12 protein-coding genes and 1 pseudogene are annotated in these 12,665 nt (G+C 57.0%); 6 read left to right on the top strand and 7 right to left on the bottom strand.

The genetic code is table 11. The features are described 5' to 3' along the window. Position 1: 1 nt before the first annotated feature. Positions 2 to 997 (bottom strand): phenylacetic acid degradation operon negative regulatory protein PaaX, encoded by a 996-nt coding sequence (paaX, locus tag CLH62_RS05545; protein WP_099617633.1) that lies wholly within the window; start codon positions 995 to 997, stop codon positions 2 to 4. 277 nt (positions 998 to 1,274) lie between these two features. On the opposite strand from paaX, the gene CLH62_RS05540 reads away from it, so the two are divergent. The 6 genes and pseudogenes from CLH62_RS05540 to CLH62_RS21330 all read left to right on the top strand — a co-directional run bounded on the left by CLH62_RS05540 (position 1,275) and on the right by CLH62_RS21330 (position 6,532). After that, positions 1,275 to 2,432, top strand: coding sequence for an ABC transporter substrate-binding protein (locus CLH62_RS05540; RefSeq protein WP_099617119.1), 1,158 nt, complete (start codon positions 1,275 to 1,277; stop codon positions 2,430 to 2,432). Positions 2,433 to 2,512: 80 nt separating this feature from the next. After that, the gene (locus CLH62_RS05535) at positions 2,513 to 3,388 is read left to right on the top strand and encodes a branched-chain amino acid ABC transporter permease (protein ID WP_099617118.1); all 876 of its coding nucleotides are present in this window, start codon (positions 2,513 to 2,515) and stop codon (positions 3,386 to 3,388) included. Further along, positions 3,388 to 4,395 (top strand): branched-chain amino acid ABC transporter permease, encoded by a 1,008-nt coding sequence (locus CLH62_RS05530; protein WP_099617117.1) that lies wholly within the window; start codon positions 3,388 to 3,390, stop codon positions 4,393 to 4,395. Before CLH62_RS05535 ends, CLH62_RS05530 begins: the two co-directional genes overlap by 1 nt. Then, positions 4,392 to 5,150: an ABC transporter ATP-binding protein gene (locus tag CLH62_RS05525; protein ID WP_099617116.1), complete on the top strand. Its 759-nt coding sequence runs from the start codon at positions 4,392 to 4,394 to the stop codon at positions 5,148 to 5,150. Before CLH62_RS05530 ends, CLH62_RS05525 begins: the two co-directional genes overlap by 4 nt. Before the next feature lie 17 nt (positions 5,151 to 5,167). Further along, positions 5,168 to 5,617 (top strand): annotated as a pseudogene (locus CLH62_RS21335) (hemerythrin domain-containing protein); the annotation flags it as partial. A 210-nt stretch (positions 5,618 to 5,827) separates the two neighbouring features. After that, positions 5,828 to 6,532: an ABC transporter ATP-binding protein gene (locus tag CLH62_RS21330; RefSeq protein ID WP_228152801.1), complete on the top strand. Its 705-nt coding sequence runs from the start codon at positions 5,828 to 5,830 to the stop codon at positions 6,530 to 6,532. A 122-nt stretch (positions 6,533 to 6,654) separates the two neighbouring features. Here CLH62_RS21330 and paaZ read toward each other — a convergent pair whose 3' ends face one another. The 6 genes from paaZ to paaA form a co-directional block, all read right to left on the bottom strand. Continuing rightward, positions 6,655 to 8,700 (bottom strand): phenylacetic acid degradation bifunctional protein PaaZ, encoded by a 2,046-nt coding sequence (gene paaZ / locus CLH62_RS05515; RefSeq protein WP_099617114.1) that lies wholly within the window; start codon positions 8,698 to 8,700, stop codon positions 6,655 to 6,657. A 91-nt stretch (positions 8,701 to 8,791) separates the two neighbouring features. Continuing rightward, complete coding sequence (gene paaE / locus CLH62_RS05510; RefSeq protein ID WP_099617113.1) at positions 8,792 to 9,871, bottom strand: 1,2-phenylacetyl-CoA epoxidase subunit PaaE; 1,080 nt, start codon at positions 9,869 to 9,871, stop codon at positions 8,792 to 8,794. Between the two features lie 13 nt (positions 9,872 to 9,884). Continuing rightward, the gene (gene paaD / locus CLH62_RS05505; RefSeq protein ID WP_099617112.1) at positions 9,885 to 10,454 is read right to left on the bottom strand and encodes a 1,2-phenylacetyl-CoA epoxidase subunit PaaD; all 570 of its coding nucleotides are present in this window, start codon (positions 10,452 to 10,454) and stop codon (positions 9,885 to 9,887) included. Then, complete coding sequence (paaC, locus tag CLH62_RS05500) at positions 10,438 to 11,202, bottom strand: 1,2-phenylacetyl-CoA epoxidase subunit PaaC (RefSeq protein WP_099617111.1); 765 nt, start codon at positions 11,200 to 11,202, stop codon at positions 10,438 to 10,440. The genes paaD and paaC overlap by 17 nt, the downstream gene beginning before the upstream one ends. Before the next feature lie 12 nt (positions 11,203 to 11,214). Beyond that, the gene (paaB, locus tag CLH62_RS05495) at positions 11,215 to 11,496 is read right to left on the bottom strand and encodes a 1,2-phenylacetyl-CoA epoxidase subunit PaaB (RefSeq protein ID WP_070973276.1); all 282 of its coding nucleotides are present in this window, start codon (positions 11,494 to 11,496) and stop codon (positions 11,215 to 11,217) included. 17 nt (positions 11,497 to 11,513) lie between these two features. Then, complete coding sequence (gene paaA, locus CLH62_RS05490) at positions 11,514 to 12,506, bottom strand: 1,2-phenylacetyl-CoA epoxidase subunit PaaA (protein ID WP_099617110.1); 993 nt, start codon at positions 12,504 to 12,506, stop codon at positions 11,514 to 11,516. Between the last annotated feature and the right edge of the window lie 159 nt (positions 12,507 to 12,665).

The raw sequence follows: 12,665 nt of genomic DNA, 5'->3' as shown, positions 1-12,665 counted from the left end.
GTCAGTCGTCGGCCAGCTGAATACTCGCCTCGAAGGCTTCCGGCTCAGCGGCCAGGTCGCTCTTAACGGCGGTATCCCGCAGTCCCCCGAAGCGTTTGTAAAACTTCTCACCTGGCCCTGGCAGAGGACCCGAGGCATTTTCCAGAGTCTCGTCCAGCCACTGCTCGGCCCGCACGTAGATCTTCCGGTACAGGTTTCGGCAAAGCTGCTTGGCGCTGCGACCTTCCCAGTCACCTGGTAACAGTTCATCGGGCAACAGGGGATCACGAAGCAGAATTTTGCGGTACTCGTGGATCAGCAGGATCCTGAGAAGCAGGCATTCCTCTGGACTGAGTGTGTCTTCTGACTGCAGCTCCCGCCACAACGGGCGGAACTGTTTCAGGAAGCGCCGGTAGCGACCTCCCAGTTCCTCCAGGTTCCAGCTTTCGCGAACCTGCAGGCGAAGTGCCTTGGGGCTTTTCTGCTCCATGGGCATGGTCTGCATCACGATGGTGTCTTCAAGAGCGCCCCATTCCTGCAGCATGGGAATCAATTCGCTGCGGGTAAATCGGGGGTGTTCCATCAGGCCCGGCGCCATGCTGCCAAAGCTGAGCCACTTCAGTTCTTCCCGGACTTTCTGGCGAAGTTCCGGAGTCAGCTGGTTCAGATACACAAGGCACCAGCTGCCGCTCCATTCCTCGGTATCGAGGTTGTAAACGTGCTGGAAGGCCTGCTCGAAACGGCGCAGTCCGGGGCCGGTGAGGCTGTAATAACTGCAGCGCCCTACCTTTTCGGTCTGCAGCCAGGATTCCTGAACCAGGCGATAAACCGACGTTCGAACCAGCCGCTGGCTGATGCCCATGGGTTCTACCAGCTTCATCAGGCTGCCAAGCCAGACATTGCCGCCGCGGGGAACGATGGCGTCGCCGTAGATGGTGATGATGAGAGAGCCGGCGCGAAGCGGCCGCTTCTTCTGGAAGTTTTTGACGAGCAGTTCGAGCTGGTTTTTTGCAGTCATGGCCTGGGTTCGCAAATAAGAATCAATGAAACACGTTGCACGTATTATGCGGGTCTTACGTGTCAGGTAAAGGTTTGTCTTTCGCATTGCCGTGCTGGCGCGTTGGGTCAGTGTCGGCTTTACTTAAGAGGCCATGCCCGGACCCCGTGAAATCAGTTGACATGGAAGTTATGATACAATAACTTCGTTTGATATTCGTCAATGGTATCGAATTATACCGGGAGCGAAGAAACAAAAACCCACTCAAGCCCCTGCACAATTCGGGAGAACAAAAACAATGCTTAGAACAATGATGCGTCGCGCAGGAAAATGCGCAGCAGTCGCTGCGGCCGGTCTCATGATGATGAGTGCCCAGGCAGCTGAACCAATCAAAATCGGGTCGTTCCTGTCTGTTACAGGTCCGGCATCTTTCCTCGGTGATCCCGAGCTGAAAACGCTCGAGATGTACGTTGAAAAAATCAATGAAGAAGGTGGTGTCCTGGGTCGCCCGTTGGAGCTGGTCCATTACGACGACGTTGGCAATGCCTCGTCTGCCCGTAACTTCGCCAGCCGTCTGATCCGCTCGGACCAGGTGGATATCATCGTTGGTGGCAGCACCACCGGTGCCACCATGGCAGCGGTGCCACTGATTGAGCAGGCACAGGTTCCGTTTATCTCCCTGGCTGGTGCTGTTGTTATTACCAATCCGGTCAAGAAATGGGTATTCAAGACTCCCCAAACCGATCGCATGGCGGCAGAGCGGATTCTGACCGACATGAAGGATCGCGGTATCACCAAGTTTGGCCTTATCTCAGGCACAGGTGGCTTCGGAAGCTCCGGTCGCACCCAGACTCTGGAAGTAGCCGAGGAGATGGGCATGGAAGTCGTGGCCGATGTCACCTACAGCGGATCTGATACAGACATGACCGCCCAACTGACCAATATCCGTAACACGAAGGGTGTTGAAGCGGTTCTTAACTTCGGTTTCGGTCAGGGCCCTGCCATTGTCACCCGCAACTATGCCCAGTTGGGAATGGAGCTTCCGTTCTATCAGTCCCACGGTGTAGCTTCTGACAGCTTCCTTGAACTGGCCGGCTCTTCGGCTGAAGGTCTTCGCCTGCCAGCGTCACCGCTGCTGGTTCCGGACTCACTGCCGGAAGATGACCCCCAGAAAGAAGTAGTTCAGAACTACAAGGCCGAGTATGAGGCGCGCTGGGATTCCAAGGTTTCAACCTTCGGTGCCTACGCCTACGACGGCCTGATGCTGGCGGTTCGTGCCATTGAAGAAGCTGGCTCCACCGACCCTGCAGCCGTGCGCGATGCACTGGAAAACATCAAGGGTTATGTCGGGGTTACCGGTGAGTTCAATATGGCTCCGGATGACCACAACGGCCTTGATGCAGATTCCTTCCGCATTCTGGAAGTCCAGAACGGCGAATGGAAACTGATTAACTGATATCCCTTTCACCTGTCTCGCGGCTGGCGGCTGTCCTTTTCGGATAAGTCGCCAGCCGATGTTCGACCGGAACCACCGCTATGCTCGCAGAATTCTTACAGTACCTGTTCACCGGGATTACTATCGGTGCGACCTACGCCCTGATAGCCCTCGGTTTCACCCTGATTTATAACGCCAGCCATGTCATCAACTTCGCCCAGGGCGAATTCCTGATGATTGGAGGCATGGCGACGGTTTCCCTGACTGCCATGGGTGTGCCCATGATTCTGGCGGTCGTGCTTGCCGTTATCCTCGCGGGTTTGCTTGGAATTGCTCTTCAGCGCCTCGCAATTGCGCCGGCCAAGCAGGCCGATGTGGTTACCCTGATTATTATTACGATCGGTGCGTCGATCTTCATCCGTGGTATTGCCCAGGTGGTCTGGGGTAAGGAATACCATGTGATGCAGAACTTCAGCACCAGCGAGCCGATTGAGGTGTTTGGTGCGGTACTGAACAGCCAGAGCCTGTGGGTTCTGGGGATCGGTGCAGTCATGGTGGTCGGTCTGGTGTTGTTCTTTACCAAGACCTTGATAGGCAAGGCGATTCTTGCAACTTCCATGAACAAGGAAGCGGCGCGCCTGGTGGGTATCCGTACCCAGATGGTGCTGATGCTGGCCTTTATGGTGTCTGCCCTGCTTGGCTCGGTAGCCGGCATCGTGGTTGCACCGATTACCTTCACTTCCTATGACATTGGAATCATCCTCGGCCTGAAAGGCTTTGTGGCGGCGGCTATTGGTGGCCTTGGCAGTGGTGTTGGCGCCGTAGTTGGTGGGCTGTCACTCGGTATTGTTGAAGCCATGGCGGCCGGTTATATCTCCTCCGATTACAAGGATGCGGTGGCGTTTTCCATGATTCTGCTGGTGCTCTTCTTCATGCCCCGCGGACTCTTCGGTGCCAAAGTTGTGGAGCGTGTCTGATGTTGAACCGGTTTATGCAGTCGCGCCTCCGGGGCCTGATGGTCCTCGCATTAATCCTGATTATTCTTCCGGTTTTCCTGGGCAACCCGTTCCATTATGAACTGGTTATTCAGATGGCCATCATTGCCGCTACGGTTGTCGGCCTTAACCTGCTGGTAGGCTTTGCCGGCCAGATCAGTCTCGGCCATGCCGGGTTCTTTGGGCTGGGTGCTTATTTCACCGGTATCGCAACCGGGACTTACGGCTGGTCTTCTATCCCCGCACTGGTGGTCGGTGCCATTGCAGTCGGCATCATCGCCTGGGTCGTGGGACGCCCGATCCTGAGACTGAAGGGTCATTACCTGTCCATGGCAACCCTCGCGGTAGGCTTCATTATTGCCATCATTCTGAACAACGAGCGCGCCATTACCGGCGGCCCGGACGGCATGCCGGTCCCCGCCTTCGATCTGTTCGGCTGGGAGCTCAGCACCTTTGGCCGATATTCGTTGTTTGGTGTGGATATTTCTGGCGTTCAGGCCTGGTATATCCTGGCCAGTGTGGTGCTTTTGCTGGCGGTCTGGTTCGCTCAGAACCTGATTGAATCGCCCATCGGCAGGGCTTTACGCTCTGTGAAAGGTTCGGAAGTGGCTGCCAGCGTGGTGGGCGTCGACACTGCGAAGTACAAAAGCCTCGTATTCGTGATCTCCGCCATCTATGCAAGTGTCATGGGCGGCCTTTACGCCCACTTTCAGGGCTTTATCACTCCGGCGGTGGCAAGCTTCGAGTTTTCCATTCTCTTTATCACCATGGTCGTCCTTGGTGGCATGGGCTCAACCTTCGGTGTGATTCTGGGCGCCGTGGTGCTGAAACTGTTACCCCAGGTTCTGGCGGATTTCCAGGAGCTCGAAACAGTGATGTTCGGCCTGATCCTGATGCTGACCATGATCTTTATGCCCAAGGGCCTGTTGCCCACTATCACCGCAACCGTTTCCAAAAGAATGCGCAAGAAAGCGGGAGGTGAGGCATGACAGCACTGGTTGAAGTAAAAGGTCTCGATAAGGCTTTTGGTGGTGTTCATGCGGTGGAAGGTGTCAGTTTCGCCGTGGAGGCGGGGCAGGTCTATTCCGTGATTGGTCCGAACGGCGCAGGCAAGACCACGCTGTTCAACCTCATTACCGGCCTCTACATCCCCACGAAGGGTGAGATTCTGCTGAACGGTGAGAGTACTGCCAAGCTCGAACCGAACCAGCTTGCGGAACGGGGCATGTGCCGGACCTTCCAGCAGATGCAGATCTGCATGAATATGACAGCCATCGAGAATGTGATGCTTGGCCGGCACCTGCAGCTCAGGAGTAGCCTGATCACTACGCTGTTCCGTTTGCCGTCCCTGCGTCGTAATGAGACAGCCGCCCGTAAGCGCGCGGCTGACCTGATGAAGTACGTGGGTTGTGGTGATTATCTGGATGCAGAAGCCTCTGCGATGTCCTACGGAGCGCTCAAGCGGCTCGAGATAGCCCGGGCCCTGGCCGCCGAGCCGAAGGTCATCCTGCTGGATGAGCCGGCGGCAGGACTGAACGCCACGGAAACTGCGGCACTGGAAGACTTAATCCGGAAAATTGCGGATCAGGGCATTACCGTGATGCTGGTTGAGCACGATATGAAACTGGTGATGGGAATCTCCGACCGGTTGCTGGTGCTTAACTATGGTCGCGTTCTGGCCGAGGGTACGCCCGAGGAAATCCGTCAAAACCCGGACGTTATCGCCGCCTATCTGGGTGGCTGAGCAAGGAGACATTTCACATGAGCGAGCAACACACTGAAATGGCGCCTGCCCAGTCACGCAGTGAGCAGGCCGTCCGAATTATTGTTCACGAACATCAGGCGCTGTGGCGGATCCTGGATCTTCTGGATCAGCTTCTGAGTGATATGAACCTTAACGACCAGCGGCCGGATGAACGGCTGCTCAAGACAATCTTTGACTACATTCAGCATTTCTCCCAGCGGGTCCACAGTACGCCCACGGACATCGAGCTCTATAAGCGGCTCGGTGAGAAGTCTCCCGAGACCGCGCCCCTGCTGGAGAAGCTGGCCAAGGGCTACGTGGTCGGCCATGAAAAACTTCTGGAATTGCGCCAGCTGCTGGCGGAATGCGAAGAAGGCTGGCCGGAAGGTCGTGAGGAATTCAGTCATGCCCTGGCACGTTTCACTGAAGCCTTGCGTAAGCACATCCGCAAGGAAGAGGGCGTTGTGATTCCCCGGGCCCGGAAGCTGCTGACCGAGGAAGACTGGCAGCAAATCATTGAAGCACGGGATGTGGAGAACGACCCTTTGTTTGGTGAACGGGTCCGGGAAGAGTTCCGGGAGTTACGTCACCAAATCGTCAGCTACACCCCGGAAAAGTTCGGGGGGCTGGGGCTCAAGCATGCAGACCGGGTCACCGCGCCTCATGCAAAACAGGAAATGCTGTCCATCAAGGGGCTGGTTACGTCCTATGGCCAGATCGAGGTGCTGCATGATGTGGATATCCGGATCAATAGCGGCGAGATAGTCTCGCTTGTAGGGGCTAACGGTGCCGGCAAATCTACCCTGCTGATGACCATCTCCGGGTTACAGCCTACGGACCGCGGCGCGATAACCTTTGAAGGCAAAGACCTGGCGAAGATCCCCGCGGATCAGCGGGTCGCCGATGGCATCGTTCAGGTGCCCGAGGGCCGGCAGGTGTTCAAGGACCTCAGTGTTCATGACAATCTGTTGCTTGGCGCCTACACCCGTGGCAAGACGCCCGAGGTGATGGATGATCTGGAGCGCATGTACACCAAGTTCCCCATCCTTCGCCAGAAGCGCCATAACCTGGCGGGTGAGCTGTCCGGTGGTCAACAACAGATGCTGGCCATGGGCCGGGCCTTGATGGCCAAACCGAGGCTGCTGCTTCTGGACGAGCCCAGCATGGGGCTTGCGCCGTTGATTATTGAAGAGATTTTCAACATCGTGAAAGAGCTGAAGGAAGAGGGTATTACCATCTTCCTGGTCGAGCAGAATGCATCCCAGGCGCTGGCACTGGCCGACCGTGGTTATGTACTGGAAACCGGCAAAGTCGTGATAGAAGGCACCGGCCGGGAACTGCTCAGTAATGAGAAGGTACGTGAGGCTTACCTGGGCATGTAATCGCCCAAAGTTTATAACGCACCAATAAAAGGGGGACAGGTCTTACGACCTGTCCCCCTTTTATTTGCCTGTGACTTTCTCCCTGGGGTCCAAGACAGGGAGAAAGTCTGACAAGCCCGGTGTTACTCGGGCTTTTTGGCAACCAGTGTCAGGATATCGTAGCTCGCAACCATTTCGTCATTCTGGTTGTGAACCTGAACATCCCAGACCACCACACCCTGGGGGTGTCCGTCCGGAGATGTACGACCCTGATCGATCTTGCGCTTGCAGGTCAGCCGCGCCCGGATGGTGTCTCCAGGGGCAACCGGCTCGATAAAGCGCAGGGTATCCAGACCGTAGTTCGCCAGAACCGGACCTTCGCCCGGATAAACGAACAGCCCCGCCGCAGCGGAAAGCACAAAGTAGCCATGGGCAATGCGTTTGCCGAACTGGGAGTCCCGCGCCGCAATTTCATCAAAGTGCATGTAGAAGTGATCGCCGGACAGGCAGCCGAAGTTGACGATGTCCGCCTCGGTAACCGTGCGCCGGTGAGTCAGCAGGGATTCGTTGATCTGCAGATCTTCAAAATGGCGACGGAACGGATGCACATCGGTTTCGATCAGATCGGCACCGCGCACGTACTCGCGCGTGACCGCAGCCAGCATGGTCGGGGAGCCCTGAATCGCCGTTCTTTGCAGGTAATGATGAACCGCGCGGATACCACCGAGCTCTTCGCCACCACCGGCGCGACCCGGGCCACCATGCTTGAGCATGGGCAGCGGCGAACCGTGGCCTGTGGATTCCTTTGAAGCTTCTGCGTTGAGCAGGTGCAGGCGTCCGTGAAAGGCCGCCAGCAGGGGTACGATCCTGCCGGCAATGGCAGGATCGCGGGTGGTCAGGGTGGTGACCAGTGAACCCCGGCCTTGAGCACACAGAGCCACTGCGTCTTCAACGGTGTCGTAGGGGATCACCGTTGCAACCGGGCCAAAGGCCTCGATGTCGTGTGCACCACAACCATTTTCCGGGTTCCGGCACAGCAGTACGTGCGGCTCGATGAACGCGCCTTTCTCGGTGCCTTCGCCAGTCGGTTTGAAGCTGCCGTCGCCACCGATGACCAGTTCGCTGGTCTTCAGCAGTTCCTGGATATTGGCTTTGACGTCTTCCAGCTGGTCGATGGAGGCCAGAGCGCCCATGCGTACGCCTTCAACCGAAGGATCGCCCACGGTGACTTTCGATAACCGCTCTTTCAGCTTCTCGCAGACAGCCTCCACTCGATCTTTCGGCACCAGAATCCGGCGTATAGCGGTACACTTCTGACCGGCCTTCGCCGTCATCTCGCGGCCCACTTCCTTCACGAAGATATCGAACTCTTCGTGCTCGGGGGTCACGTCTGGCGCCAGAATGGCACTGTTCAGTGAGTCGGCCTCGGCATTGAACGGAATCGAACGGTTGATGATGTTCGGATGATTCTTGAGTTTGCGAGCTGTTGCTGCCGAGCCGGTGAAGGTAACCACGTCCTGCTCTTCAAGATGGTCGAACAGGTCGCCGGTGCTGCCAATGATCAACTGCAGGCTGCCTTCGGGCAGGGCACCGGATTCCTGCATCAGTCGAACGGCGAGTTCGGTCACGTAGCAGGTAGAGGTGGCCGGCTTCACTATGGAGGGCATGCCCGCCAGGAAGGTCGGAGCGAATTTCTCCAGCATGCCCCACACCGGGAAGTTGTAGGCATCAATGTGTACTGCCACACCACCGCGGGGCACCAGGATATGGGTGCCGGCAAAGTGGTTGTTCTTGCCCAGAGGGGTCACCGGACCTTCGTGCACGACATTGCCGGACGGCAGTTCGCGACGGCCCATGCTGGCGTAGGAGAATAGGGTGCCGAAACCACCGTCAATATCGATACCGTTGTCGGCCTTGCTCGAACCGGTATGCATCGACAGTGCGTAAAGCTCTTTCTTGTGCTCCTGGAGGTACATGGCCATGGCCTTCAGAGCCAGGGCGCGCTCCTGGAAATCCATGGCCATCAGGTTCTTGCCACCAACCTTGCGGCCATACTCAACGGCATTTTTGAAATCGAGGGTGTCGTCGTGGGTATGGGCAACGATCTCGCCGTTAACGGCGCTGGGCAAAGCCTTGGCGGCCTTTTCACCGACCCACTGGCCGGCAATGAAACTTTTCAGGACTGACATGGCAAACTCCATTCGTGTCTGAAACGCCAAGGCAAGCCCCGCAGAAACGGGACTTGCCTTGCTCGTGTCTTACTTGTTGGCTGGCCGGGGACTACATTTCGTCGTAGTCCAGAACCACCTTGTCGCTGACCGGGTAGCACTGGCAGGAAAGCACGTAGCCGGCTTCTACCTCGTAGTCTTCCAGGGCAAAGTTCTGGTCCATTTCTACCTCGCCTTCAACAACCTTGGCGCGGCAGGTGGAACAGACGCCAGCTTTACAGGAGTAGGGCAGGTCGGCGCCTTCCTCGTTACCGGCTTCGAGGATGCTCTTGGTATCACGAACCAGCGGGAAGGTCAGGGAGCGGCCGTCGGCGATCACCGTTACTTCACTGATGGACTGCGGATCTACTTTCGACGGCGCCCTGTCCTTACGGGCCTGGGGTGCACCGCCGACCGGAGTAAACAGCTCGAAATGAATCTTGCTCTTGTCCATGCCATGGCGAAGCAGGGAGTCCCGCACATCCTCAGTCATTAACTGGGGGCCGCAGATGAAGGCAGCGGTGAGATCCTTGGCGTTGATCCAGTGATCGAACAGGGCATCGCACTTGTCGTGGTCAATGCGACCGTTGTACAGGTCAATGTCCTGTTCTTCGCGGGTGAAGATGTACACCAGGTTCAGGCGGGCCATGTATTCGTTTTTCAGGTCCTGGAGTTCATCCCGGAACATGGTGCTGCTGGTGGCCTTGTTGCCATAGAACAGCGTGACCTCGCTCTTGGGTTCGGTTTCCAGGGTGGTCTTGACGATCGACAGGATCGGGGTAATGCCACTGCCTGCGGCGACCGCCAGGTAATTGCCTTCACGCTCGGGATCCAGGTCGATGGAGAAGTGGCCTTGGGGCGGCATGACTTCCAGCGTCTGGCCGGGTTTCAGTTGCTCATTGGCAAACGTGGAGAAACGGCCACCGGCAACCTTCTTGACCGCAATGCGCAGTTCCTGATCGTTGACACTGCGGCAGATTGAGTAGGAGCGGCGAACTTCCTCGCCATCCAGTTTGGTTCTGACAATCAGGTGCTGGCCCTGCTTGTAGCTGAACTTGTCCGCCAGGTCTTCCGGCAGATCAAAAGCAAGTGATACGGCGTTTCTTGTTTCAGGTCTGACCTCTTTGAGGGTCAGTGAGTAGAATTTGTTCATGATCGTATCGGCTCTAGATGCATTTGAAATAGTCGAAGGGCTCGAGGCATTCCTTGCAACGATAAAGGGCTTTGCAGGCGGTGGATCCGAATTCGCTGACCCGTTCGGTGTCCTTGCTGCCACAATGGGGGCAGGCAATGACGTCCGGTTCGCCGAGCAGGCTCAACTTGCTGGAGCTGCCCTCGGGCGGTGCGATTCCGAATGCCCGAAGCTTCTCTTTGCCTTCGTCTGTGATCCAGTCGGTGGTCCAGGCAGGGGTCAGCACCTGGTTGATTTTCGGATCCCGGAAGCCAGCGGCACGCAGGGCCTCGGTAATCAGTTCCTCAATCAACTCGGTGGCTGGGCAGCCGGAGTAGGTCGGGGTAACGTCAATGGACAGTTCTTTCCCGTCCCAACGCACGGCACGAACAATGCCGAGTTCCACGACGCTTACTGCCGGCACTTCGGGGTCTTTGACCTCTTCGAGAAGTGCCCAGATGTCGTCCTCTGTCAGCAGATCGGGGCGGGCATTTGCCGGCACCCGATCACTGGCAATCAGGATATCGACGGCTGACCGGCTGTCTGAATCACCATGTTGTGGCATCGGGATAGGCCCTCTGCAGGAACTGCATTTCTGCCAGAATGAAACCAAGGTGTTCGGTGTGCTCGCCGTGCTTGCCGCCCATGTACATCCAGGCATCTTCTGCGCCCGGTGTCAGGGTGGCCTGGGTGAGCACCTCGGTGACCATGCCGCGCCAGTCATTGGCAAGCTGGTCCGGGTCCGGGCCAATGCCCGCCTCGGCCATGACACGATCAGTGTCGTCCGGAGTGATCAGTTCACCAGTGAAACGCCAGAGGATATCCACGGCATCCTGCATGCGGCGGTGGCTTTCTTCGGTGCCATCGCCCAGACGCTTGACCCACTCGGATGACCGGCGCAGGTGATAGGTGGCTTCCTTCAAGGCCTTGGAGGCGATACCGGCAATGCGCTCATCGCTGGATTCGGTCAGGCTCTTGAGTGTGAAGTAATGCCACACGTCAAAGAAGAACTGCCGGCCCATGGTCACCGCATAATCCTCATTGGGCTGCTCGGTGAGCAGCAGGTTGCGGTAATCCTGGGTGTCGCGACGAAATGCCAGCTTGTCAGCATCCCGGCCATCATCAATCAGCTCGGCAGCGTACTCATACCAGTTGCGGGCCTGGCCGACGAGGTCGAGGGCAACATTCATCAGTGCCATTTCTTCCTCAAGTGCCGGGGCCTTGCCGCACAACTCGCACAGGCGCTGGCTCAGGATCATGTCGGAATCTGCGAGGCGCAGCAGGTATTCCTGTAATGCTTCTGCTTGTGTCATTGGAACAGCTCCTTACATGTGTCCGACTTCATCGGGCAGCTTGTAGAAGGAAGCGTGCCGGTAAACCTTGTCTTCCGACGGATCGAAGAGTACTTCCTTTTCGTCGGATGCGGAGGCCGTGATGGTGTCGGAGGGCACAACCCAGATGCTCACGCCTTCGTTTCGGCGTGTGTACAGATCACGGGCGTTTTCCATGGCCATCTCAGCGTCAGAGGCGTGCACGCTGCCCACGTGTTTGTGGTTCAGACCGTGCTTGGACCGCACAAAAACTTCGTAAAGGCGCCATTCAGACATATTGTATTCCTCCGGTATCAAGCGGCTTTTGCGCGCTGTTTTTGTTTTTCGGCATAGGCGACGGCCGCTTCGCGGACCCAGGCGCCCTCGTCAATTGCTTTCTTGCGAGTGTTGATGCGCTCGCGGTTGCAAGGGCCATTGCCCTTGAGAACATCGTAGAATTCCTGCCAGTTGATTTCACCGAAATCGTAGTGTCCGGTTTCTTCGTTCCACTTAAGATCCGGATCCGGCGCAGTGCAGCCCAGGAATTCAAGCTGCGGAATCGTCTGGTCAATGAACATCTGGCGCAGCTCATCGTTGCTCTTGCGCTTGATCTTCCAGGCCATGGACTGCTGTGAGTTCGGGGACTCGTCATCGTGCGGGCCGAACATCATCAGAGCCGGCCACCACAGACGGTTGATCGCGTCCTGCACCATGGCTTTCTGCTCGTCGGTGCCTTCTCGCATCATGTCCAGCAGGATCTGATAGCCCTGACGCTGGTGGAAGCTCTCTTCCTTACAGATGCGGACCATGGCCCGGGAGTAAGGACCGTAGGAGGTACGCTGGAGCACAACCTGATTTACGATCGCCGCGCCATCTACCAGCCAGCCAACCGCACCCATGTCGGCCCAGTTCAGAGTCGGGTAGTTAAAGATGCTGGAATACTTGGCTTTGCCCTGGTGCAGTTTCTCGATCTCTTCATCGCGGTCCGCACCGAGGGTTTCCATGGCGCTGTAGAGATACAGACCGTGGCCCGCTTCGTCCTGGATCTTGGCCATCAGCTGGAGCTTGCGCTTCAAAGTGGGGGCCCGGGTAACCCAGTTACCTTCGGGCAGCATGCCGACCACTTCGGAGTGGGCGTGCTGGGAAATCTGACGAACCAGGGTTTTCCGGTAGCCTTCAGGCATCCAGTTCTTGGGTTCGATTTTGGTTTCGGCGTCAACCTTCTCCTGAAACTCGCGCTCTTCAGGCGACATCTCTTCCAGGGTCTTCAGGCGCTTGGCGCCGGTTTCAACGAGCTGGGCGTACATAAAATACCTCCGGATCGGGCTTGTTGTTCTGTGGCTCCGTGAACACTGGCACCCTCAGATAACACCAGAGGGCGAATAACTCCATATTATATGATACTGAATAAATATCAAGAACAGTCTTTGTGTGTCATGTTATATCTATTTGGTTGCTCAATGGCG

It is taken from the genome of Marinobacter guineae (assembly GCF_002744735.1).
Taxonomy (GTDB): domain Bacteria; phylum Pseudomonadota; class Gammaproteobacteria; order Pseudomonadales; family Oleiphilaceae; genus Marinobacter; species Marinobacter guineae.
This window is presented reverse-complemented; position numbering and strand designations above follow the sequence as displayed.

Bases quoted from the DNA above. Each gene is read 5' to 3' on its own strand.
- paaX (WP_099617633.1), bottom strand. From the start codon at position 997: ATGACTGCAAAAAACCAGCTCGAACTGCTCGTCAAAAACTTCCAGAAG.
- CLH62_RS05540 (WP_099617119.1), top strand. From the start codon at position 1,275: ATGCTTAGAACAATGATGCGTCGCGCAGGAAAATGCGCAGCAGTCGCT.
- CLH62_RS05535 (WP_099617118.1), top strand. From the start codon at position 2,513: ATGCTCGCAGAATTCTTACAGTACCTGTTCACCGGGATTACTATCGGT.
- CLH62_RS05530 (WP_099617117.1), top strand. From the start codon at position 3,388: ATGTTGAACCGGTTTATGCAGTCGCGCCTCCGGGGCCTGATGGTCCTC.
- CLH62_RS05525 (WP_099617116.1), top strand. From the start codon at position 4,392: ATGACAGCACTGGTTGAAGTAAAAGGTCTCGATAAGGCTTTTGGTGGT.
- CLH62_RS21330 (WP_228152801.1), top strand. From the start codon at position 5,828: ATGCTGTCCATCAAGGGGCTGGTTACGTCCTATGGCCAGATCGAGGTG.
- paaZ (WP_099617114.1), bottom strand. From the start codon at position 8,700: ATGTCAGTCCTGAAAAGTTTCATTGCCGGCCAGTGGGTCGGTGAAAAG.
- paaE (WP_099617113.1), bottom strand. From the start codon at position 9,871: ATGAACAAATTCTACTCACTGACCCTCAAAGAGGTCAGACCTGAAACA.
- paaD (WP_099617112.1), bottom strand. From the start codon at position 10,454: ATGCCACAACATGGTGATTCAGACAGCCGGTCAGCCGTCGATATCCTG.
- paaC (WP_099617111.1), bottom strand. From the start codon at position 11,202: ATGACACAAGCAGAAGCATTACAGGAATACCTGCTGCGCCTCGCAGAT.
- paaB (WP_070973276.1), bottom strand. From the start codon at position 11,496: ATGTCTGAATGGCGCCTTTACGAAGTTTTTGTGCGGTCCAAGCACGGT.
- paaA (WP_099617110.1), bottom strand. From the start codon at position 12,506: ATGTACGCCCAGCTCGTTGAAACCGGCGCCAAGCGCCTGAAGACCCTG.